Here is a 21,478-nt window from a genome sequence, read left to right as displayed (position 1 = left end):
AACCGTGCACGCCATCGCCTCGGCTATCATTGCCCCATGAATCACGTTTAACAAGGCACACATGACACTGTCAGAAATTGAACAGCAACACGGCGTTACTTACCCCTCGCTATACCGCCAGCTGGAGCGCGACGGCATGCTGGACGTGGGCGAATATGGCCCCGACTGGTACAAGCTGGTGTATCCCACATTGAAGAACCGGCCCACCCTGCTCCTGCACGCCGACGATTTCGAGTTGCTGAGCGTCAAGGCCGTAGCGGCAGCCATGGAAGAACTGGCCGATCCAGACGATTATCGGCAGATAGCCCCCGCCTTCCAGTTCATCCCGTTCGCGCAAACGGGCGCGGGCGACCACTACTGCTTTTTTGCTGCAAGCGCGCAGGATGCCGAGATGCCCATCGTGCTGCTGTGGCACGACCAGAATGAAGCCCAGTACCTGGCGAGAAACCTGCAAGATTTCATGTTTCACATGATATTGAACAGCATGGCGGACCAGGATACGTACAACGAGATCGGTGACGAGGACTTCAGGGACCAGCTGGAAAAAACCCTGGGCACGCATGCGCGCTACCTGACGCCGGAACAGGCGCAAGTCCTGTCCGCGCTGCTGGCCAGGGACATCATCAATTACGAAGTGACACTGCCGAAGGGCAGAAAAGAAGCGCACCGGGGTTTGCTGACCGATACCGAGCTGGCCAGCCTGCGCGAGGAACTCATTCCCTACGAAAAGTTCGACAGCTGTTTTGCCTACAGCACGACTGGCTGAACATAAAATCGCTGGGCAAGCGGCGGCGGAAGGTTTAAACTGTATATAAACACAGTACAACCTATCACCTTGCAACTTGTCCTTTTTCCCTTTCCCCCATGTTGAGAGTCCTGGAAAATCCCCTGTACTATCTGGATAATTTCCAGGATGTGCTGAGCTGGATCAGCGCGCGTTACGCCGATCTGCTGAGTGCTGAAGAAACGCAGTTCATCGCCGCATTCGGCGCACTGCCGCAGCCGTCGCGCGCCCTGTTCGTGCGCCTCGTCATGCGCAAGGGTTGTCTATTTCGCGCCAGCAAGCTCAATTACCCGGAAATCGGCGACACGCGCGCAGCCGCCCAGCCCTTGCTGGCCACGGGCTGGGTGGTCGCCGATCCCGTCATCTCGCTCGATGAACTGTTCGAGCAACTGCTGAAAGGGGAAATCGCCCAGGCCTTCGACCTCGCCGCGCCCCTGAAGACGGCGCGCAAGGCCGAGCAACTGGACGCCTTGCGCGAACAGCATGCGGACGAGAAACCGTTTTCCGCATGGCATCCGACCTCCAGCGACGTGCTGTACCGCATCGGCCTGCAACCCCTTTGCGACCGCCTGCGCCTGATTTACTTTGGCAACTATCACCAGGACTGGTCGGAATTCGTGCTGTCCGACCTCGGCGTGTACCAATACGAAAAAGTGGAATTCTCGCCGCAATCGCGCGGCTTTCGCACGCGCCAGGATATCGAGCACTATGAAGTGCTGCACCAGTGCCGCGAGCGCTACAACGACAGCGTGCCGGCAGACGAGGTGCTGCAGGAGCTGGCGGCGCTACCCTTGTCCGAGGACAATACCTGGCTGGCCAGCCGGCGCGACAAGCTGCGTTTCCAGATCGCCCAGCATCTGGAGAAATGCCAGGACTGGACCGCCGCCTATCGCGCCTACGCCGATTGCCGCTATCCGGGCGCGCGGGGCCGCGCCATCCGCGTGCTGGAAAAAGATGAGCAGCCACAAGCGGCCTACGAACGCCTGATGATCGCGCTGGCCGCGCCGGAAAGCGAAGCGGAACAGCAATTGCTGCTGCGCATGGCACCCCGTTTGCGGCGCAAGCTGGGCCATGCGAAACAGGCGGCCAACGCGGCGGCCAGCGTCGAGCGCATCGACCTGCTGCTACCGTATCCTGAACAAGCGTACTACGTGGAAAGCGTGGTGCAGCAACACCTGATGCAGGACGACGCACCCGTGTATTACGTGGAAAACACCCTGATCAACTCGCTGTTCGGCCTGCTATGCTGGCCCGCCATCTTCAAGGCCATGCCGGGCGCCTTCTTCCACCCGTTCCACCGTGGCCCGGCTGACTTGCATAGCGCCGATTTTTACCAGCGCCGCAGCACGGACTTCGCCGCCTGCCTGGCGCAGCTGGACGACGGCAGCTATCAGGCCGCCATCCATGCCACGCATGCCGCCAAGCACGGCATCGTCTCGCCTTTCGTCAGCTGGGATGTGCTCGACGGTGGCTTGCTGCACCTGGCGCTGACTTGCATCCCGGCTGCCCACCTGAAAAAGGCGTTCGAGCGCATCTTGCTCGATATCAAAAGCAATCGCAGCGGCTTGCCCGACCTGATCCAGTTCTGGCCGGCCGAACAGCGCTACCGCATGATCGAAGTCAAGGGTCCGGGCGACCGCCTGCAAGACAACCAGCTGCGCTGGATCGCATATTGCGCCGAGCATGCCATGCCTGTCAGCGTGTGCTACCTGCAATGGCAGGTGGCCACATGAGCGCCAGGAGGTACACGATCGCCGTGCGCGCCCTGTGCGAATTCACAGCCAAGATAGGCGACCTGGACTTGCGTTTTACGCCCTCGCCCACGGCGCAGGAAGGCATGGCCGGCCACGCCACTGTCACCGGCCGGCGCGACGACGATTACCAGCGCGAAATCAGGCTTTCCGGCGACTTCGGGCCACTGCATGTGCGGGGCCGCGCCGATGGCTACGACCCCGCGCGGCGCCAGCTGGAAGAAATCAAGACGTACCGGGGCGACCTGGATGCCATGCCCGCCAACCACCGCCAGCTGCATTGGGCGCAGGCGCGCATCTACGGCCATTTACTGTGCCAGCAACTGAACTTGCCCATGCTGCGCGTGGCGCTCGTGTATTTCGACATCGTGAGCCAGAAAGAAACGGTGATGCATGAGGAATGCACGGACGAGGCGCTGCGCTTGTTCTTCGAGCAGCATTGCGCCCTCTTCCTCGACTGGGCCGAGCAAGAAATGGCGCACCGCGCCAGCCGCGACGCGCAACTCACGGCCATGGTCTTTCCCCATGCCGACTTTCGCCCGGGCCAGCGCCAGCTGGCAGAAGCCATGTACAAGGCCAGCAGCCGTGGCTGCGGCTTGCTGGCGCAGGCGCCAACAGGCATCGGCAAGACGGTGGGCAGCCTGTTTCCCATGTTGAAGGCGACGGCCGCGCATGGCCTCGATAAACTGTTTTTCCTCGCCGCCAAGGTGCCGGGGCGGCAAATGGCGCTCGACGCCTGCGCCATCCTCAAGGATAGCGCCCCGCTGCTGCCCCTGCGCGTGCTGGAACTGAGCGCCAAGACCAGTGCCTGCGAACATCCTGACAAGGCCTGTCACGGTGAATCGTGTCCGCTGGCGCGCGGCTTCTATGATCGCTTGCCGCTGGCGCGCGAAGTGGCGCTGGCCAGCGGCTTGATCCTGGACAAGGAAGCCGTGCGCGCCATCGCCTTGCAGCAGGGTATCTGTCCGTATTACCTGGGCATGGAGCTGGCGCGCTGGAGCGACGTCGTCATCGGTGACTACAATTATTACTTCGACCTCAGCGCCATGCTGTACGGCATGACCCTGGCCCACGACTGGAAGGTCAATGTGCTGGTCGACGAAGCGCACAATATGGTGTCGCGCGCGCGCAGCATGTATTCGGCCGAACTGGCGCAGATCGACCTGAAAACGCTGCGCAAGTTCGCGCCCGAGGGACTGAAGAAGCCGCTGGACCGCCTCGCGCGCCAGTGGACAGCCCTGCTGAAGGAACAGGACGGCGACTATCACGTGCATCCCGCCTTGCCGGACAAGTTCTTTGGCGCCCTGCAAGGCGTGGCGACGGCCTTCGGCGACTACCTGGCCGAGCATGCTGCCGCACTGGACGAGGACTTGCAGCGCTTTTATTTCGACGTGCTGCTGATCAACCGCCTGGCGGAAAGCTTCGGCACGCATTCGCTGTTCGACGTCAGTAAAACGGAAACTGGCTCCACCGTCTGCATCCGCAACATCATCCCGGCCCCTTTTTTGAAAGAGCGCTTCGCGGCCAGCCACAGCACGGCCCTGTTTTCCGCCACCCTGAGTCCGTGGAATTACTACAGCGACACCCTGGGCATGCCGGCCGACACGGCCTGGGTCGACGTGGAATCGCCGTTCCAGGCGGAGCAATTGTCCGTACGCGTGGCCGACACCATTTCCACGCGCTACCAGCACCGCGCCGCCTCGCTGCTGCCCATCGCCCAGCTGATGGCGCGCCAATACGCAGAAACGCCGGGTAACTACCTGGCCTTTTTCAGCAGTTTTGATTACATGGAAAAGACGGCGACCCTGTTTGCCCAGCATTATCCGGACGTACCAATCTGGCAGCAACCGCGCCGCATGGACGATAGTGCCCGCGCGCAATTCCTGGGCCGCTTCGGCCTGGACACGCGCGGCATCGGCTTTGCCGTGCTCGGTGGCGCCTTTGGCGAAGGCATCGACTTGCCGGGCGCGCGCCTGATCGGCGCCTTCATCGCCACCTTGGGTTTGCCGCAGATCAATCCCGTCAACGAGCAAATCCGCCAACGCATGGGCGATATCTTCGGCGCCGGCTACGACTACACCTATTTGTATCCGGGCATGCAGAAGGTGGTGCAGGCCGCCGGTCGCGTCATCCGCACGCAGTCGGACAAGGGCGTCGTGTATCTGATCGACGACCGTTTTTCGCGCCCGGAAATCCGCCAGCTCTTGCCCACCTGGTGGGATGTGCAGCTAGCCAACCAGTAACTTCAGCTTTTGATACCCCGCCTTGCTCACGGGTATCCTCGTGTCATCGCGCAAGATGGCCACGTGGCTGTCCTTGGTGGCTGCCTCGATGCGGCGGATGCCGTCGATATTGAGCAGATACGACCTGTGCACGCGCAGGAACTTGGCGGGATCGAGCTGGGCTTCCAGCTCCGCCAGGGTCTGGTTTTTCAGGTAGGACTTGCCCTCGGAACGGATGCTGATGTAATCGTCCTGCGCCTCGATGTAATCGATGCGGGCGCTGGCGATCACGTGGACCTTGGCGCCATCGCGTATCAGCACGCGGTCCAGGGGCGCGGCGCGCGTGGCCGCTTCGCCTGCCAGCGTTTGCACAGTGTCGGGCGTGCTGCGGTTGGCGCGCGCATGGGCCAGCGCCTGCTCGAAGCGCTGTTCGCTGAACGGTTTCAGCAGATAGTCCAGGGCATGGCATTCGAACGCTTTCAAGGCGTACTGGTCGTAGGCCGTGACAAAGATCAGCTTTGTCTTCGCGCCGATCAGTTCGGCCACTTCAAAACCATCGAGGCGCGGCATCTGGATGTCGAGAAACACCAGTTCCGGTTCCAGGTCCGCGATGGCCTTGACGGCTTCGAAGCCGTTGGCGCACTCGGCCACGATGTCGATATCGTCATGGCGCGCCAGGTATTCGCGCAGCACGCTGCGCGCCAGCAATTCATCGTCGACGATGACGACCCGCATTCTTGCCTGCATCATGCTTCCTCCGTGTCGCTGGTCTGCGCCGGCATGGAAATCATCACCTCGAAATGGCCATCGCGCCGGCCCCAGTGCACGCTGGCCTGGTGGCCATAGGCGCCGGCCAGGCGCTGGCGTACATTCTCCAGGCCCACGCCATTGCCGCGCGCAGGCGCTTGATCCGCATCCACCGGATTGCGCACGGCGATCTGCAGCAGGCTGCCCGCGCGCCGGGCCTCGATGGCGATCATGCCGCCCTCCGTCAAGCCGCAGATACCATGTTTGACGGCATTTTCCACCAGCGGCTGTATCAGCATGGGCGGCAGCAGACACGCCAGCGCGGCCGCGTCGATACTCTCATCCACTTGCAGGCGTTCGCCAAAACGCACTTGTTCGATGGCGAGAAAATGGCGGATCAGCACCAGTTCCTCTTGCACAGTGATGTGCTGGTGCGCTTCCAGGCTCAGGCTCTGGCGGAAAAAACTGGCCAGTTGCACCGTCATCTGGCGCGCACCCGCCGCATTGATGGACGTCAAGGCGCTGATGGAGTTCAGGCTGTTGAACAGGAAATGCGGATCGATCTGCGTGCGCAGCATGCGCAGTTGCGCTTCCTGCGCCATCAGCTGCGCTTCCAGGCCCCGCTGCTCGGCCATCCTGGCGCGCACGAATTCCAGCAACAGATAATGCACGGCGGCAGCCAGGCAATACAGCAGCACGCCCAGGCCGAAGAACAGGGCCAGCAGCGACTGCGTCAGGTTCACGCCCAGCCAGCGCAGCTCCAGCAACAGGCTGACGCTGTTCAAAAATTGCAGCAAGGTGGCCCACAGCAAGCCCGCGAACAGGGCGGCCACACCCATCACCCCGGCAATGGCGAGCGGATGGCGGGCGTGCAAGGGGTAGGCGCGGCACAGGTAAAATGCGGAGAAACCCGAACCGATCGCATACACGAGCGTGGCGGGCACCACCAGCACGACGGCATTGAGCCAGGGCGCGTGGGCCACCCTGGCCAGGACGGAGGCCAGGGCCAGGCCCAGCGCGATGCAGACCAGGAATACCACCACGGCGCCGCGCCGCGTCGACAAGGGCCCCGACATGCGCGCCTAGTTGCGGATTTCCAGGCCGCCCATGATGGCGTAGCCCGTCACGTACAGGCGCTTGGCCTGGTTCGGCGGCACGATGGTCTTTTCTTCGAAGCCGCCGAGGATGGGCGTGCCCTGCAGCACCACGCTCCAGTCGGGCGGAATCTTGATGGTGACGCCGCCGCACAGGGCAAATACGTTGAGCACGGCCTCGCCTTCGATCGAGGCCTGGCGCAAGTCGATTTCGCAGCCGGCCATGATGACGTTGATATCGCCGCCCCTGAAGCGTTGCGACGACACGCGCCGCACATAGCCGCCCAGGATGGCCGTCACTTCGATGATGCTGTCATCGTCCGCCTGCCCGCTGGCGCCGGGCGCTGCACTGGTATCGGCGACGTCCTTGTCCAGCGACACGGCGCCATTCCTGGCCTGACCGAAAGAGTCAGGCGCTGCGGTGCTGTCTTGCTGTGCAGCAAAGCGCCGGCGGCGCTGGCGTTGCTGCGCGCCGGGCAAGGACTTCGACACCACGGCCACGCCCAGGCCGATGATCAGCAGGGGCCACAGCAAGTCCCAGTTCATGTAAAAGATGCCCATGTGCTTGAGAGTCCAGGCCACGCCCAGCAGCACCAGCATACCGCCCAGTAAATAGCCGTTCGCACTGCGGCTTTGCGACAGTTTCAGCAAGCCAAACACGATCAGCGCCGTGGGCCAGAAGCGGAAGGTGTAGCGCACATCGATGAAACCGAGGTTGTCGAGCAGGAACAGCAGCCCCAGGCCGATGACGATGACGCCCAGCACGATCTGCGATGGCGAGTGCAGCGGCGGTCTATTTTTCATGCTCGGACTCCCGATAGGCAATAAAATGTTTGTTCAGCAGCGGTTCCAGCACCAGGCCCACGCCCCAGGCGATCAGCAAGGCTGGCCAGCTATTGTAAAAATTCAAGTTCCACAGTTCTTCGTACGAGACATACCACCAGGCAGCGAAAAAGATCAGCCACAAGCCACTCAGCACCTGTTTGGCGGACACGGGCGTGAGCAGCTTGTTCAGGCCGAAGACGACCAGTATCAGCGGCCAATAATGCCATAGTGCATAGTAATCGTGGAGATAGATCACATCGAGGCGGTCCAGCAGGATCACGGCGCCGATGGCGATCAGCAGCACGCCCCACAGCAGCTGGGTACGGCGGCAATAAGCTGGTTCAGGTTTCACGGTCCCACCTTTGAGTTGGTTGATCGTAAAGATACGCGCAATTCGGGCGCGCGAAAACTGCGCTTCGGCGAATGGCGGACAGGTGGCGGTGAATGGCGCAGCGGCGGAAACGACAGGCAGACCGGCTGGCGCCGGCCTAGAAGGGGTTCGCAGTGCAAAGCCGCGTGGCGCAGGGCGCAAACGCGGGCAGAAATCTGGTGCCGATCCTTGAGGCGACCGGCTGACCTGCTGGAAGATCGAACATGCCGCCAACTTCACGGCAGTGCGTCTCAACCAAGCAAAACCATCATACTCCTGATCGTCACATAGCACCGTTCGCTAGCGCACACAGATGCGGCTTTGCTGAGCTGCATCAAACGGCGTTGGCGTGTGGCGGCTGCAGCATGTCGTTCTCGATCCACTCGAGCACCGATGGCCCCTGCGGCTGCCAGCCCAGCAGGGTGCGCGTCCGTGCACCGCGCACGCGGCTGTTGGAACCAAGGCCGTAAGAAGCCATTTCGTAGCCCCATTCGGCAACCGCCTCGGGCAGCGGCCAATCCTGCGCGGGACCCAGGTGCAGTGCCTTGGCGATGGCGGCCGTCATGTCGCGGAAGGACGCTTCACCCGACTCGACAAAGTAAAACGTGCCAGCAGGCGACTTTTCCAAGGCCAGCAAATACAGGCTGACGACGTCGTCGATATGCACGTTGGACCAGATATTGCGGCCAGGCCCCACGTGGCGCACGATGCCGCTCTTGCGCGCCTGCTTGAGCAAACGGGGCAATTGCACGCTGTCGCGCGGCAAGGCGCCATGGCCGTAGATCAAGGTGTTGCACAGCACGCTCGCGCGCACGCCCTGGCTTGCGCTGGCCAATATCAAGTCATCGATGGCGACCCGGGCCGCCTTGTCGGCCGTGGGCGCAGGCAATTTGTCTTCATAATAAATCTGTTGCGTCCCCTCGCCACCCGAGGCGTCGCCCACGATGGACGAGCCGCTCGTGTGCAGGAACACTTTGTTCGTGCCGGCCAGCGCGTCGAGGATGGCTTCGACGGCGCCCCGGTGGTCGCTGCTGGCCGCATTGATGATGGCGTCCGCCGCCTTTGCCTGCTCGATGAGCAATGCGCGGTCGTTCAAATCGCCCTGCACGCCCAACACGCCGATCTTGGCCAGCTCGGCCACCTGTTCCGGTTTGCGCACGAGGCCCGTGACCTGATGGCCGGCGCGCACGAGGCCCGCCGCGATGGAACTGCCAATAAATCCTGCCGCGCCTGTCAAGAAAATCTTCATGCCTTACTCCTGTCTGGTTAGATTGCTGTCAATCACACCAGTCCAGTATGCCCATTTTCGTCTTTCGCAAAAAGCGGCCGTGGAGCAAAAGATTTATGCCCTGGGCGCAACAATCTTGTTTTTCAGCTGCAGGGCGGCGATGTAGCGGCTCCGGTAGGCGGGGTCTTGCGGTGTCAGCAAGGTGAGCCTGTCGCGCGCGCGCGTGGCGGCCACATAAAAACGGTTTTCCTCTTCCAGCGGGTCGGTCTTGCTGCGCGGGAATTCATCGACGGCCAGGTAGGGCAAAATCACGTGGTTGTACTCGAGGCCCTTGATCTGGTCGATGCAGGCGATGACCAGCCTGGCCTTGCCGGTCGAGACCGTCACGGCCTCTTCCATCTCACCCAGCCAGCCGGCAAAGCCACCGAGCGCCACGCCCGCTTCGCGGCACACGGCAATAAAGCCGTGCAGGGAACGGGCCACGACCCGCGCCTGCGCCGGGTCGACATAGATGCGGCGCGCCGTCTGTTCCAGTTGCATCAGGCCGAAGATGTGCTGCAGGGCGTCGCCCGCCAGCGCATCGGGAGGCAGCGCGCGCAGGTAATCGACGGCGGCCAGGGTAAGCGCCGCCTTGTCCTGGTTATGCGACTTGGCCAGCTGGTTCGTCAAAAAGCCTTCCAGCAAGTCCGGGTAGTTGGCCACGTCGGCCTTGGCTTGTTGGAGCTCACCGCGCGTAAACGGGATTTCCGCGAACGCCACCAGGGCTTCGAGGATGTCGCCGCGGCGCGGACCGCTCTTGATTGCATGCAAGTCCTTGCGGGCGATGGCGACCATGCCGCGCAGCATCAGCACTTCCAGGCTCAACAGATAGCTGTTCATGTCCACCAAGCCATACGCGATGCCGCTCTGGAACAGCGCCGTTTCCACGCGGATCGCCTGATCGCGGTCGCGCAGCAAAATGGCCGTCGTGCCAGCATGCGCGCGTTCGAGCGCGGCGATCAGCTGGGCGCTGCACGCCTGCGGCTGCGCATGGTCATACTCGAGCACTTCGATATGGGTGGCGCGCGACAGGGCCGACACGCTGGCCTTGTTTTTCAGCATACCGACGGCCTGCGCCAGCTGCGGGCCGTAGCGGTAGGATGCCGTCAATGGCAAGCGCTGCAAGGTGGGGAATTCCTGCTCGAAGCGCTGGCGCAGGAAGCGGTGGTCGGCGCCCGACCACGTGTAAATGACTTGATCCTTGTCGCCGGCGCCACAGAAAAACGCGTTGCCGCGGCGTATCAGCATGGTCAGCAGGCGGAACGACGCTTCGTTCAAGTCGTGCAATTCATCGGCCACGATGATCTGGAAGGCCGGCAACTGCTGGCGCAGCGGCTCGTCGCCGTCGAGCATGCGCACCAGATCGTAGGTGGCATCGAATGGTGCGCGGAACTGGATATCGCCCGTGTCGGCGCCGCGCAAGCCTTCGTATTCGCGCAGCCACAGATAGTGCGTGCGCGACATGCCCAGCATTTCCAGGTTGTCGTCCAGCGAGTTGCTCTCGAAGTCAGGATTTTGAAAATCCAGGCGCGCCTTGGTACGCAACTGCAATTTCAAAAACTCGGCAATCGCTCCGTTGGTCGTATTGATTTCCAGCGGATAACGGTGAGCGTACTTTTCCGATACGACTTCCAGCGCTTCCCTGGCCACGGGACGCAGCTCTTCATCGCTGCGCATGGATGCCACCTGCATGTTTTCCAGCTGCAGCAGCACCTTGGCGGCAAAAGCGTCGAAGGTGTCGATGACGAGGCGCTTGACGACACCGAGCGGCACACCCACTTCCAGCAGGCGCTGGCGCAGGGCCACGCGCGCCGCCTCGGTAAACACGAGGGCCAGCATGCGTTCGGGCGCGCGGCCCCGGTGCAGCGCCTCGGCCAAGCGCAGGGCCAGGGTCGTCGTCTTGGCCGCGCCGGCATTGGCATCGATCAAGACCACTTTCTTTTGCGACGTCTGGATGGCGACCTGCTCCGGCGTGGGCGTGATGCGTTTGGGAATGAACTGTGGGGCGTTATCTGTACTCAAGGGTATCCTGAAATGATGTCTGTTCTCGGCACGCTACCAGGCGCAGGTGCGCAGGCCGGCAAAGATGTCGCCCCGTTCGGGCGCATGAAAGGTGCGCATGCGCGCCGAATGCAGGCGCGGCGGCGTGGCGAAGGCGGCGCCGCGCAGCACCTGGTGCTGCATGAAATACGGCGCCGAATATTCGCGCCAGGCATCGGGCGCAAAGCCCGGATACGGCTCGAACGGCGTCGCCGTCCACTCCCACACCTGGCCCCAGTGAAAGCGCGGATGGCCGGACAGCGCAGCATACTCCCATTCCGCCTCGGTCGCCAGACGCCGCCCCGCCCAGGCGCAGTACGCTTGCGCTTCATACAGATTGATGTGGCGCACGGCTTCATTCGGCGGCAAGGTCGTGCGCTGGCCGAAACGCATGGTGCGCCACTGCGTCGCTTCGCGCAGCCAGTACAAAGGCGACGAGCGCTCCTGCCGCATCAGCCAGGCGCTGCCGGCCGCGCTCCAGAACTGGCGGTTCTGGTAGCCGCCATCGGCGACAAAATCGGCAAACTGGGCGTTGGATACGGCGCAAGCATCGATGGAAAACGGCGGCACGTAGCAGCTATAGGGTGGAGATTCATTGTCGAAGGCAAACCCGGCCCCGCGTGGCGAGCCCAGTTCGATGGAACCGCCAGGAAAGGCGACCTCCCCGGCCCCTGCCGACAAGGCGGAACTGGTAGCCAGGGACTCCGGCGCTTCCAGACCCAGCCATTGCAAGCCGGCCAGCATTTCCTCGCCGCACAAATCCTCATGCGCCAGCGCCAGCCGGTACGGCGCCAGGGCGCTGTCGACATTAGCTTCGCGCGACAGCTTGTCCAAGACCCGGTCGAGCACTTCGCGGCAATACGTTTTCACGGCGCCCGGACTGGGCAGTTCCAGCTTCCAGCGCGCACGGTGCTCCACCATGTTGGCGTCGAACAGGTCGTCGCCGCGCGTCAGCAGGGAGTTATAAATGGCGTCAGCCGGATGGCTCGAAGCGGCTTCGCGCAGGATGTACCACTCGGCGAACCAGGCGATATGCGCGAGTTGCCATAACGGCGGATTGAGGCGTGGATGGCGGGGCAGGCCCGCCACCACGTCCAGGCCGGCACTGACATAACAGTCGAACAGAGACAGGGTATCCTGGCGCGCAGCCTGCAGCGACTGGGCCAGTTGCTGGGCGCCGGCGTGGCGAAAAGAAGTGTTGATTAAAGTCATGGCCTGATTGTAACGACTTATGCCAACCTTGCACTAGTCGCACAGGAAACAAGGGGCGCGTGCCCCCTCGGCTACTTGACCAGCAACTCGCCCTGCAGCGGCGTGACGACGGATTTGGGCATGCTGACGATGAAGCTGCTGCCCTTGTCGGCCACGGACTGGATGGCCAGAGTGCCTCCATGGCGCAGCAACACGTGCTTGACGATGGCCAGGCCCAGGCCCGTACCCTGGGTTTCGCGCGAACGGCTCTTGTCGACGCGGTAGAAACGTTCCGTCAGGCGCGAGATATGCTCGGGGCTGATGCCGATGCCCGTATCTTGCGCAATGAATTGCGGTCCGGCCGGGCCATCCTGCCAGCGCAGGGTGATGCTGCCGCCGGCCGGTGTATAGCGCACAGCGTTCGAAGCCAGGTTGCCGAAAGCGCTGTACAGTTCATCGTAGCTGCCCAGCACGTCGGGACCGTTGCATTCCATGGTCACGTCATGCTTGCCGGCCGACAAACCCTTGGCGTCGCGCAAGACTTGCTGCATGAGCTTTTTGACATCCACGGGCTCGGGACGCAGCGGATAGTCGACCGATTCCAGGCGCGACAAGGTCAGCATGTCTTCGATCAAATGCTGCATGCGGTGGCCCTGCTCCGTCATCAGCTTGAGGTGGGCGGCGCGCGTGGCGGCGTCCAGGTCCAGCTCGGCGGAAGCGATTTCCAGGAAGCCCACGATGACCGTCAGCGGCGTGCGCAATTCGTGCGACGCGTTGGCGATGAAGTCGCGGCGCATCATTTCGATGCGTTCCGTCTCCGTCACATCGTGCGTGACGAGAATCTGGCGGCGGTTTTCAAACGGAATGATTTGCACGATCAGCTTGCGGTTGCGGAAGGTGATCGTCAGCGGCTGGTCGTAGCGGCCCAGGATGATGTAATCCATGAACTCGGGGCTGCGGATCAAGTTCGTCACGCGCATGCCCTTGTCGCGCTCGTGCGTGAGGCCCAGGTGTTTCTCGGCGGCCGGATTGCACCATTCGAGGAACAGCACATCGTCCATGATGACGACGCCGTCCGGCAGCAGATGCATGGCCTGGCGGAAACGCGCCAGCCATTCCGTCAACTCGGCCTGGTTTTTCTCGTCGTCGCGGCGCATGCGGTACAGGCGCGCGAAGATGCTGGTCCAGGCGCCCCAGCCGTCGGGCAGCTTGGCGCTTTGCGGATTGTCCAGCCAGTTACTCAGCTGGAACAGATACGACAGTTGCACGAACACCATCATGGCCATCAGCATGAAAGCGATGCCCAGCGCATACGTGGCGCCAAACAGATACCAGACGACGGCAACGCCCAGCAGCGCCAGCACCATGCGCAAGGCGGCCGGTACCCAGAACAGCAATTTCGGATTCATAGAGGCCAGCTTTACTTTTCAGACAACATGTAGCCGACGCTGCGTACCGTCTTGATCAGGCTTTCCGCCTCTTTCAAGGCTTTGCGCAAGCGCAATACGTGCACATCGACCGTGCGTTCCTCGATCACCACATGGTCGCCCCACACCTTGTCGAGCAGCTGGCTGCGCGAAAACACGCGCTCCGGATGGGCCAGCAGGAATTTCAGCAGCTTGTATTCGGCATGGCCGATATCGATCTTCTGTTCATCCATCATCACGGTGCAGCTGACGGGGTCCAAGGCCACGTTGCCGGCGCGCATGGGCGCCTGCGCGTGTTCCGGACTCTTGCGTCGCAAGAGCGCCTTGGCGCGCGCCAACAGCTCGCGCGGCGAGAACGGCTTGGTGACGTAATCGTCGGCCCCACTGTTCAGACCAGCCAGCTTGTCTTCTTCCATGCTCTTGGCGGTGAGCATGATGACGGGGATGGCGGCGAAATTGCGGTCGGCGCGGATGCGCGACAGCAGGCGCAAGCCCGTCTGGTCCGGCAACATCCAGTCCAGCAGGATCAGGTGCGGCGTGCGGTGCTGGATGAATTCCCAGGCATCGGCAACGTTTTGTACAGAACAGCAATTCCAGCCGGATTCGCGCAGCGAATAGGTCACCAGTTCAACGATGGCCGGCTCATCTTCAACAATCAATACCGTGGTTTTATCAGATGCCATAAAGCTTACTCAGGGAGCTCCTCGGAAATGGCGGGAGCAGCCACCTTGGTGTGACGGATGTCCTTGCCTTCAACCACGTAAATCACGTATTCGGCGATGTTTTTCGCATGGTCGCCGATCCGTTCGATGGCCTTGGCCACCCACAGGGTGTCGAGCGCCGCCGAAATCGTGCGCGGGTCTTCCATCATAAAGGTGATCAAGTTGCGCATGATAGACCGAAACTCATGGTCGATGATGGCATCTTGTGCAATTAATTGTAAGGCCTGCTTGCCGTCGTTGCGGGCAAACGCGTCCAGCGCGTCGTGCAGCATGTCGGTGGCCGTGTTGGCAATGCCGCGCACCATCTCGTAATGGTTGACGACGGCGTTGCCGCGCTTGTGCAGATTCTTCGCTACGCGGGCGATTTTGGTCGCCTCGTCGCCGACGCGCTCGAGGTCGGTAATCACCTTGATGGTGGCCATGATGGTGCGCAAATCGTTGGCGGCCGGCTGGCGGCGCACGATCAAATGGCTGCAGGCGTCATCGAGCGACACTTCCAGTTGGTTGACGACGTCGTCTTCGCGCATCACGCGGTCGGCGCGTTCCGGATTGCCGATGCGAAAGCACGTCATCGCGTCGAGGAACTGGGTTTCAACGATGCCGCCCATCAGGAGCACTTTCGAGCGGATCGCTTCGAGTTCGTTGTCGTATTGCTTGGATGAATGTTCGCCTATCATGCTGTCTCTCCGTATTCAGTTGTCTTGTATATAGCGGTGCGCGACGGATCAGCCGAAGCGGCCCGTGATGTAATCCTGCGTTTCCTTGCGGGCCGGATTCATGAAAATCTGGTCCGTTTCGCCGAATTCCACCAGCTCGCCCAAGTACATATAAGCCGTGTAGTCGGAGCAGCGCGCTGCCTGTTGCATATTGTGCGTCACGATGGCGATCGTGTAATCCTGTTTCAGTTCGCTGATCAGCTCTTCCACTTTCGAGGTCGAAATCGGGTCCAGCGCCGAGGTCGGCTCATCGAGCAGCAACACGTCCGGCTTCACGGCCACGCCGCGCGCGATGCACAAACGCTGTTGCTGGCCGCCCGACAGCGACAGGCCGCTCTTCGAAAGTTTATCCTTGACCTCGCCCCACAGCGCAGCCTTTTTCAAGGCCCACTCGACGCGCTCGTCCATCTCGCCTTTCGACAAGTCTTCATACAGGCGCACGCCGAAGGCGATGTTGTCGTACACCGACATGGGGAACGGCGTCGGCTTCTGGAACACCATGCCAACCTTGGCGCGCAGCATGTTGACGTCCTGGTCGGCGTCGAGCACGTTGCGGCCGCGGTACAGGATGGAGCCTTCTGCGCGCTGGCCCGGATACAGGTCGTACATGCGGTTCAAGGTGCGCAGCAGGGTCGACTTGCCGCAACCGGACGGGCCGATGAAAGCCGTCACCTTCTTCTCATGGATGTCCAGGTTGACATTATGCAAGCTTTGCGTTTTGCCGTAAAAAAAGTTCAGGCCCGAAATCTCGATGGTTTTTTTCTTTGGTGCCAAGTCTTGGGCTGGATTCATTTGCGTATTCATGTGGGTTCGCTTCGCTCGATATCTGTTTAATTAGGGACTTTTTGGCTGAACACGGTGCGCGACAGGATATTCAAGGCCAGCACGCTGAAGGTGATCAGCAGTGCGCCACCCCAGGCCAGCGAGCGCCAGTTGTCGTACGGGCTCATCGCAAACGATGCAATGACGGACGGCAAGTTGGCCATCGGTGCATTCATGTTGAAGCTTTGGAACTGGTTATTCAGGGCTGTGAACAGCAGCGGCGCCGTTTCGCCGGCGATGCGGGCCAATGCCAGCAGCACACCGGTGATGACGCCAGCCTTGACGGCGCGCAAGCGCACCAGGGTGGCCACCTTCCAGCGCGGCGCACCGAGGGCAAACGCGGCTTCGAGCAGGCTGTTCGGCACCAGGCGCAGCATATTGTCCGTTGTGCGCACCACCACCGGCACGGCGATCAGCGACAGGGCAATGGCGCCCGCGTAACCGGAGAAATGCTTGACGTGCGCCACGTACAGCGCGTACACGAACAGGCCGATGACGATCGATGGCGCCGACAACATGATGTCGGTGACAAAGCGCGTCACTTGCGCAAACTTGTTTTCTTCACCGTATTCAGCCAGATAGATGCCGGCCAGGATGCCGATCGGGGTGCTGACCACGGTGGCCAGGCCGACCATCAGGGCGCTGCCGACGATGGCATTGATAAGGCCGCCGCCTTCGCTGCCGGGAGCCGGCGTCGTTTGCGTGAACAGGTCGACGGACAAGGCGCCGAAACCCTTGATCACCAGCGTGAACAGGATCCACACGAGCACGGCCAGGCCGAGTGCCATGGCGGCCACCGACAGGGCGATGCCGATGCGGTGCATCAACAGGCGTTTGCGGTAGACGGGGTTCATGGCCGGCTTGGCCGGAACATCGTGGGTGCTAACTTGGCTGAGCTGGCTCATTTCGTGCCTTCCTTGCGGGACATGCCAGCCAGCATCAGCTTGGCGGCGGATAAGACGATAAAGGTGATCACAAACAGGATCAAGGCCAGCGAGAACAGCGATGCCACATGCAACTCGGATTGCGCTTCGCCGAATTCATTGGCCAGCAAAGAGGTGATGCTGTTACCGGCGGCAAACAGCGACCACGACAGTTTATTCGCGTTGCCGATGACGAAGGTGACGGCCATGGTTTCGCCCAGTGCGCGTCCCAGGCCCAGCATGACGCCGCCGACGACGCCGGTCTTGGTGTAAGGCAAGACAATCTTGCGCACCACTTCCCAGCGCGTGCAGCCCAGGCCGTAGGCCGATTCCTTCAGCACGGCGGGGACGATCTCGAACACGTCGCGCATCACCGACGCGATGAAGGGGATGATCATGATGGCCAGCACCAGGCCGGCCGTCAGCAAGCCGATGCCCATCATGGGGCCGCTGAACAGCTGGCCGATGACGGGCACGTTGCCCAGCGTGGCTTTCAGGACAGGCTGGACGTGGTCGGCAAACAGGGGCGCAAACACGAACAGGCCCCAGATACCGTAGATGATCGATGGCACGCCAGCCAGCAACTCGACAGCCGTGCCCAGCGGGCGGCGCAGCCAGGCTGGGCAGATTTCCGTGAGGAACAGGGCGATGCCGAAGCTGACGGGAAAGGCGATCAGCAAGGCGATGACGGACGTCACCAAGGTGCCGATGATGGGGATCAGGGCGCCATACTGGTCATTGACGGGGTCCCACTCGGCCGAGACGACGAAGTGCAGGCCGAAGGTCTTGAAGGCCGGTATCGATTCCATGATCAGCGAAATGATGATGCCGACCAGGACGATCAGCACCGACAGGGCGAACAGCATCGTCACCTTGTGGAACATGAAATCCTGGAAACGCTGCTTGCGCATGGTGGAAAGCATTTGCGCGTGACTGATGGAATCGGTCATGGTGCCGCCTGGCATGGGGATCGTGGAGGAGGTAGATTGTGCGCTCATAGTGTGCCATATGGGTGGTACTGCAGGTATTGCTATTTTTATCTTGCTCTTTTAGCCAGGAGCGCCTGCAAGGGCTTGCGGGCGGTCCTGGCTAACTCCCTGCCCCGCCGTGCTGCTGGCGGGGCAAGGATAGTGCAGTACTTACATGGTCAAGCTAGCAAATTAATAGATCGCTTTGCCCGATGCATCTTTCAAATTGGCTTTCCACGATTCCTGCACCAGTTTCACGACCGATGCTGGCATCGGCACGTAGTCCAGTTCAACGGCAGCGGCGCCGCCGTTTTTGTAGGCCCAGTCGAAGAATTTCAGAACTTCTTTTGCCTTGCCTGCGTCAGCCTGGACTTTGTGCATCAGGATGAACGACACGCCCGTGATAGGCCAGCTGTTCTTGCCAGCCTGGTCGGTCAGGACCACGCCGAAGCCTGGGGTTTGCGTCCAAGGTGCCGAAGCGGCTGCTGCCTTGAAGTTTTCATCGTCAGGCTGCAGGAAGTTGCCGTCCTTGTTTTGCAGCTGGGTGTGCGACATTTTGTTTTTCTTGGCGTAAGCCCACTCGACGTAGCCGATCGAACCCTTGATGCGCTGTACGTTGGCGGCGACGCCTTCGTTACCCTTGCCGCCCACGCCCACGGCCCATTTCACAGCCGTACCAGCACCGATTTTCGATTTGAATTCCGGGTTGGTTTTCGACAGGAAGTCGGTGAACAGGAACGAGGTGCCCGAACCGTCGGCGCGGTGTACCACGGTAATTTCCGTGTCTGGCAGCTTGACGCCCGTGTTCAGTGCGGCGATCTCAGGAGCGCTCCACTTGGTGATCTTGCCCAGGTAGATGTCGCCAACGACTTTACCCGTCATTTTCAGCTGGCCGGGCTTCACGCCGTCCAGGTTGACGATGGTGACCACGCCGCCCATGATGGCCGGGAACTGCATCAGGCCCGCTTCTTCCAGCTCTTCCGCCTTCAAAGGCATGTCCGAGGCGCCGAATTCAACAGTCTTGGCCTTGATTTGCTTGATGCCAGCGCCGGAACCGACGGACTGGTAGTTCAGGCCATTGCCGGTGTTGGCTTTGTACGTCTCGGCCCATTTGGCGTAGATCGGGTACGGGAAAGTAGCACCAGCACCTGTCATATCTGCCGCCATGACGGAAGCGGAAGAAAATGCCATCGCTGCCGAAGCGCCCACGACGATAAATTTGAACATTTGCTTCATTTGCATATCAAGTCCTCAGGGTTGTTAGGGCGCAAAGTCCCGGTTGAATGCTGCGCAGTCTAGCAAGTGAATATGACAGCTTTATGACATGGATAAAAATTCTTGAAATAATTGGCTACGCCCCGAGAAATGCCCTTCTCGGCGCGAAAAATGACAAGGCTCGCGACGCTTTATGACAGTATATGTCACGCTTATGTCATATTTCATGATTACACTCACAGCGCGTCATACATGATGAAATACGGCTAGAATTAACTATCTGCAAAGACAAAAGAATATGAAACCTGAACTGCACATGGAAGTGACCAAATCGGGCATCCTGCTTGACCGCGAGCTGTCGCAACTGACTTTCAACCGGCGCGTGATGGCCCAGGCGGAAGACCCGAACATTCCGCTGCTCGAGCGCCTGCGCTACTTGTGCATCGTCAGCAGTAACATGGATGAGTTCTTCGAGGTGCGCGTGGCCAGCCTGCTGGCGGCCGGCAGCATCGGCGGTTCGCTGGCCGGCCACCCCGCCCTGGCAGCCAACCTGGAGCGCATCGGCAAGGAATGCCATGCGCTGGTGGAACGCCAGTACGAGATATTAAATAACGACGTCTTGCCGGCCCTGCGCGAAGCGGGCGTGCATTTGCTGCGCGACAGCGACCGCAACGAGGCGCAGCGCGCCTGGGTCAAGCAATATTTCGACCGCGAAGTGCGCCCCCTGCTCACGCCCATCGGCCTCGACCCGGCCCACCCGTTCCCGCAAGTGGTGAATAAAAGCCTCAATTTCATCGTCTCGCTGAGCGGCAAGGATGCGTTCGGGCGCGGCACGGCGATCGCCATCGTCAAGGCGCCCCGCGTCTTGCCGCGTGTCATCAAGCTGCCGGACGAAATTTCCGGCGATGGCGTGTCCTTCTGTTTATTGTCGTCCGTCATCCACGCGCACATCTCGGACCTGTTCGCCGGGCGCGAAGTGATCGCCTATTCGCAATTCCGCGTCACGCGCGACAGCGACCTGTGGGTGGATGAGGACGAAGTCAAGAACCTGCGCCAGGCCTTGAAGGGTGAACTGGTGGGTCGCCAGTTCGGCACCTCGGTGCGCCTGGAAGTGGCGCGCAATTGCCCGCCAGAATTGTCACAGTTCCTGCTCGACCAGTTCAGCCTGGATCAAAGCCGGCTGTACCGCGTCAACGGCCCCGTGAACCTGGTGCGGCTGTCAGAAATGATCGACCACGTCCAGCAGCCGGAGCTGCGCTTCCCGCCGTTCTTTCCAGGCCTGGCGCATAAAGCCATCGGCAATGACATCTTTGCCGCCCTGAACAAGCACGACATCCTGCTGCACCACCCGTACCAATCGTTCCAGACGGTCATCGACTTCATCCGCAGCGCTGCCTACGACCCGTCCGTCGTCGCCATCAAGCAAACGATCTACCGCACGGGCATGAATTCGGACTTGATGGAGTCGCTGATTACGGCGGCGAAGATGGGCAAGGAAGTGACCGTCATCGTGGAATTGATGGCGCGTTTCGACGAAGAAGCCAATATCAACTGGGCCGACAGGCTGGAGCAGGCCGGCGCGCAAGTCGTGTACGGCGTGGTGGGCCTGAAAACCCATGCCAAGGTGGCGCTCGTCATCCGCCGCGAAGAAGGCGCGTTGCGCTTCTATGCCCACTTGGGCACCGGCAACTATCACCCCACCACCACCAAGTTGTACACCGATTTTGGTTTACTGACGGCCAACCAGGACCTGGCCGTGGAAGTCAATGAAGTCTTCATCCACCTGACCAGCCTGACCAAGCCGCACAACCTGAACCACCTGTGGCTGGCGCCGTTCGGCCTGCAAAGCGAGATCATCAAAGCCATCCGCAACGAGGCGAAGATCGCCCGCTCTGGCCGGCGCGGGCGCATCATCGTCAAAGTCAACGCACTGGTGGATGAATCCGTGATCCGCGCCCTATATGCGGCCTCGACCGATGGCGTGAAGATCGACCTGATCGTGCGCGGCGCCTGCACCCTGAAGCCGGGCGTGCCGGGCCTGTCGGAAAACATCAAGGTGCGCTCCGTGATAGGCCGCTTCCTCGAACACAGCCGCATTTACTACTTCCGCAACGACCTGGCGCACGATGTCTACCTGGCCAGCGCCGACTGGATGAGCCGCAACCTGTTCCGCCGCGTGGAAGTGGCCTTCCCCGTGCTGGACCGGGCGTTGAAGCGGCGCGTGATCGCCGAGGGCCTCAATCCGTATTTGAAGGATAATACCAATGCATGGGAACTGGAGCCGACGGGCCACTACGCGCGCCGCAAGCCGCGCGGCAAGCAAACGCCGTTCAGCGCCCAGCAGTATTTGATGCACACACTGGGCACGCCGGTCGCGGAGGTCGGCGAATAGGC

The 21,478-nt window shown here is 61.3% G+C and carries 18 protein-coding genes; 4 read left to right on the top strand and 14 right to left on the bottom strand.

Going from position 1 to position 21,478, the window contains the following annotated elements; genetic code table 11:
• The first annotated feature begins 61 nt into the window (after nucleotides 1–61).
• From ACQ4WL_RS14300 to ACQ4WL_RS14290, 3 genes are all read left to right on the top strand, one after another.
• A complete protein-coding gene (locus ACQ4WL_RS14300) occupies nucleotides 62–766 on the top strand; it encodes an SMI1/KNR4 family protein (RefSeq protein WP_436510351.1) in 705 nt (234 codons plus the stop codon).
• Between the two features lie 98 nt (nucleotides 767–864).
• Nucleotides 865–2,517: a VRR-NUC domain-containing protein gene (locus tag ACQ4WL_RS14295; protein ID WP_436510350.1), complete on the top strand. Its 1,653-nt coding sequence runs from the start codon at nucleotides 865–867 to the stop codon at nucleotides 2,515–2,517.
• The gene (locus tag ACQ4WL_RS14290; protein WP_436510349.1) at nucleotides 2,514–4,778 is read left to right on the top strand and encodes an ATP-dependent DNA helicase; all 2,265 of its coding nucleotides are present in this window, start codon (nucleotides 2,514–2,516) and stop codon (nucleotides 4,776–4,778) included. The genes ACQ4WL_RS14295 and ACQ4WL_RS14290 overlap by 4 nt, the downstream gene beginning before the upstream one ends.
• On the opposite strand, the gene ACQ4WL_RS14285 is transcribed toward ACQ4WL_RS14290, so the two are convergent.
• From ACQ4WL_RS14285 to pstS, 14 genes are all read right to left on the bottom strand, one after another.
• Nucleotides 4,764–5,492 carry a LytR/AlgR family response regulator transcription factor gene (locus tag ACQ4WL_RS14285; protein WP_436510419.1) on the bottom strand — a complete coding sequence of 243 codons (729 nt, stop codon included), beginning with the start codon at nucleotides 5,490–5,492 and terminating at the stop codon, nucleotides 4,764–4,766. The two genes, ACQ4WL_RS14290 and ACQ4WL_RS14285, sit on opposite strands and share 15 nt — an antisense overlap.
• Nucleotides 5,493–5,503: 11 nt before the next feature.
• Nucleotides 5,504–6,580 (bottom strand): sensor histidine kinase, encoded by a 1,077-nt coding sequence (locus ACQ4WL_RS14280; protein WP_436510348.1) that lies wholly within the window; start codon nucleotides 6,578–6,580, stop codon nucleotides 5,504–5,506.
• A gap of 6 nt (nucleotides 6,581–6,586) precedes the next feature.
• Nucleotides 6,587–7,402, bottom strand: coding sequence for a LiaI-LiaF-like domain-containing protein (locus ACQ4WL_RS14275; protein ID WP_436510347.1), 816 nt, complete (start codon nucleotides 7,400–7,402; stop codon nucleotides 6,587–6,589).
• Nucleotides 7,392–7,775, bottom strand: coding sequence for a LiaF transmembrane domain-containing protein (locus tag ACQ4WL_RS14270; protein ID WP_243420173.1), 384 nt, complete (start codon nucleotides 7,773–7,775; stop codon nucleotides 7,392–7,394). The genes ACQ4WL_RS14275 and ACQ4WL_RS14270 overlap by 11 nt, the downstream gene beginning before the upstream one ends.
• A 352-nt stretch (nucleotides 7,776–8,127) precedes the next feature.
• Nucleotides 8,128–9,042, bottom strand: a complete 915-nt coding sequence (locus tag ACQ4WL_RS14265; protein WP_436510346.1) for an NAD-dependent epimerase/dehydratase family protein — start codon at nucleotides 9,040–9,042, stop codon at nucleotides 8,128–8,130.
• Between the two features lie 93 nt (nucleotides 9,043–9,135).
• Complete coding sequence (locus tag ACQ4WL_RS14260; protein ID WP_436510345.1) at nucleotides 9,136–11,082, bottom strand: UvrD-helicase domain-containing protein; 1,947 nt, start codon at nucleotides 11,080–11,082, stop codon at nucleotides 9,136–9,138.
• Nucleotides 11,083–11,115: 33 nt separating this feature from the next.
• Nucleotides 11,116–12,312, bottom strand: coding sequence for a selenoneine synthase SenA (senA, locus tag ACQ4WL_RS14255; RefSeq protein ID WP_436510344.1), 1,197 nt, complete (start codon nucleotides 12,310–12,312; stop codon nucleotides 11,116–11,118).
• Nucleotides 12,313–12,383: 71 nt separating this feature from the next.
• A complete protein-coding gene (gene phoR, locus ACQ4WL_RS14250; protein WP_436510343.1) occupies nucleotides 12,384–13,700 on the bottom strand; it encodes a phosphate regulon sensor histidine kinase PhoR in 1,317 nt (438 codons plus the stop codon).
• Nucleotides 13,701–13,711: 11 nt separating this feature from the next.
• Nucleotides 13,712–14,401 carry a response regulator gene (locus tag ACQ4WL_RS14245; RefSeq protein WP_034755074.1) on the bottom strand — a complete coding sequence of 230 codons (690 nt, stop codon included), beginning with the start codon at nucleotides 14,399–14,401 and terminating at the stop codon, nucleotides 13,712–13,714.
• Between the two features lie 5 nt (nucleotides 14,402–14,406).
• Nucleotides 14,407–15,117, bottom strand: coding sequence for a phosphate signaling complex protein PhoU (gene phoU / locus ACQ4WL_RS14240; protein WP_070218051.1), 711 nt, complete (start codon nucleotides 15,115–15,117; stop codon nucleotides 14,407–14,409).
• 48 nt (nucleotides 15,118–15,165) lie between these two features.
• A complete protein-coding gene (pstB, locus tag ACQ4WL_RS14235) occupies nucleotides 15,166–15,948 on the bottom strand; it encodes a phosphate ABC transporter ATP-binding protein PstB (protein WP_010396817.1) in 783 nt (260 codons plus the stop codon).
• 38 nt (nucleotides 15,949–15,986) lie between these two features.
• The gene (gene pstA, locus ACQ4WL_RS14230) at nucleotides 15,987–16,883 is read right to left on the bottom strand and encodes a phosphate ABC transporter permease PstA (RefSeq protein ID WP_071078204.1); all 897 of its coding nucleotides are present in this window, start codon (nucleotides 16,881–16,883) and stop codon (nucleotides 15,987–15,989) included.
• Nucleotides 16,880–17,851: a phosphate ABC transporter permease subunit PstC gene (pstC, locus tag ACQ4WL_RS14225; RefSeq protein ID WP_436510342.1), complete on the bottom strand. Its 972-nt coding sequence runs from the start codon at nucleotides 17,849–17,851 to the stop codon at nucleotides 16,880–16,882. Before pstC ends, pstA begins: the two co-directional genes overlap by 4 nt.
• Nucleotides 17,852–18,061: 210 nt before the next feature.
• Nucleotides 18,062–19,111, bottom strand: coding sequence for a phosphate ABC transporter substrate-binding protein PstS (gene pstS / locus ACQ4WL_RS14220; protein WP_436510341.1), 1,050 nt, complete (start codon nucleotides 19,109–19,111; stop codon nucleotides 18,062–18,064).
• A gap of 271 nt (nucleotides 19,112–19,382) precedes the next feature.
• On the opposite strand from pstS, the gene ppk1 reads away from it, so the two are divergent.
• Entirely contained in the window at nucleotides 19,383–21,476 is a 2,094-nt protein-coding gene (gene ppk1, locus ACQ4WL_RS14215) for a polyphosphate kinase 1 (RefSeq protein WP_436510340.1), read from the top strand.
• Nucleotides 21,477–21,478: the final 2 nt, after the last annotated feature.

Origin of the sequence: Janthinobacterium kochi, assembly GCF_051380715.1 — a bacterium.
GTDB lineage: Bacteria > Pseudomonadota > Gammaproteobacteria > Burkholderiales > Burkholderiaceae_D > Janthinobacterium.
Note: the sequence above shows the minus strand (reverse complement) of the source record. Positions and strands in the feature narration are given on the sequence as shown.

Coding starts and splice junctions, on each gene's coding strand:
- ACQ4WL_RS14300 (WP_436510351.1), top strand. CDS start 62: ATGACACTGTCAGAAATTGAACAGCAACACGGCGTTACTTACCCCTCG.
- ACQ4WL_RS14295 (WP_436510350.1), top strand. CDS start 865: ATGTTGAGAGTCCTGGAAAATCCCCTGTACTATCTGGATAATTTCCAG.
- ACQ4WL_RS14290 (WP_436510349.1), top strand. CDS start 2,514: ATGAGCGCCAGGAGGTACACGATCGCCGTGCGCGCCCTGTGCGAATTC.
- ACQ4WL_RS14285 (WP_436510419.1), bottom strand. CDS start 5,492: ATGCGGGTCGTCATCGTCGACGATGAATTGCTGGCGCGCAGCGTGCTG.
- ACQ4WL_RS14280 (WP_436510348.1), bottom strand. CDS start 6,580: ATGTCGGGGCCCTTGTCGACGCGGCGCGGCGCCGTGGTGGTATTCCTG.
- ACQ4WL_RS14275 (WP_436510347.1), bottom strand. CDS start 7,402: ATGAAAAATAGACCGCCGCTGCACTCGCCATCGCAGATCGTGCTGGGC.
- ACQ4WL_RS14265 (WP_436510346.1), bottom strand. CDS start 9,042: ATGAAGATTTTCTTGACAGGCGCGGCAGGATTTATTGGCAGTTCCATC.
- senA (WP_436510344.1), bottom strand. CDS start 12,312: ATGACTTTAATCAACACTTCTTTTCGCCACGCCGGCGCCCAGCAACTG.
- phoR (WP_436510343.1), bottom strand. CDS start 13,700: ATGAATCCGAAATTGCTGTTCTGGGTACCGGCCGCCTTGCGCATGGTG.
- ACQ4WL_RS14245 (WP_034755074.1), bottom strand. CDS start 14,401: ATGGCATCTGATAAAACCACGGTATTGATTGTTGAAGATGAGCCGGCC.
- phoU (WP_070218051.1), bottom strand. CDS start 15,117: ATGATAGGCGAACATTCATCCAAGCAATACGACAACGAACTCGAAGCG.
- pstB (WP_010396817.1), bottom strand. CDS start 15,948: ATGAATCCAGCCCAAGACTTGGCACCAAAGAAAAAAACCATCGAGATT.
- pstA (WP_071078204.1), bottom strand. CDS start 16,883: ATGAGCCAGCTCAGCCAAGTTAGCACCCACGATGTTCCGGCCAAGCCG.
- pstC (WP_436510342.1), bottom strand. CDS start 17,851: ATGACCGATTCCATCAGTCACGCGCAAATGCTTTCCACCATGCGCAAG.
- pstS (WP_436510341.1), bottom strand. CDS start 19,111: ATGCAAATGAAGCAAATGTTCAAATTTATCGTCGTGGGCGCTTCGGCA.
- ppk1 (WP_436510340.1), top strand. CDS start 19,383: ATGAAACCTGAACTGCACATGGAAGTGACCAAATCGGGCATCCTGCTT.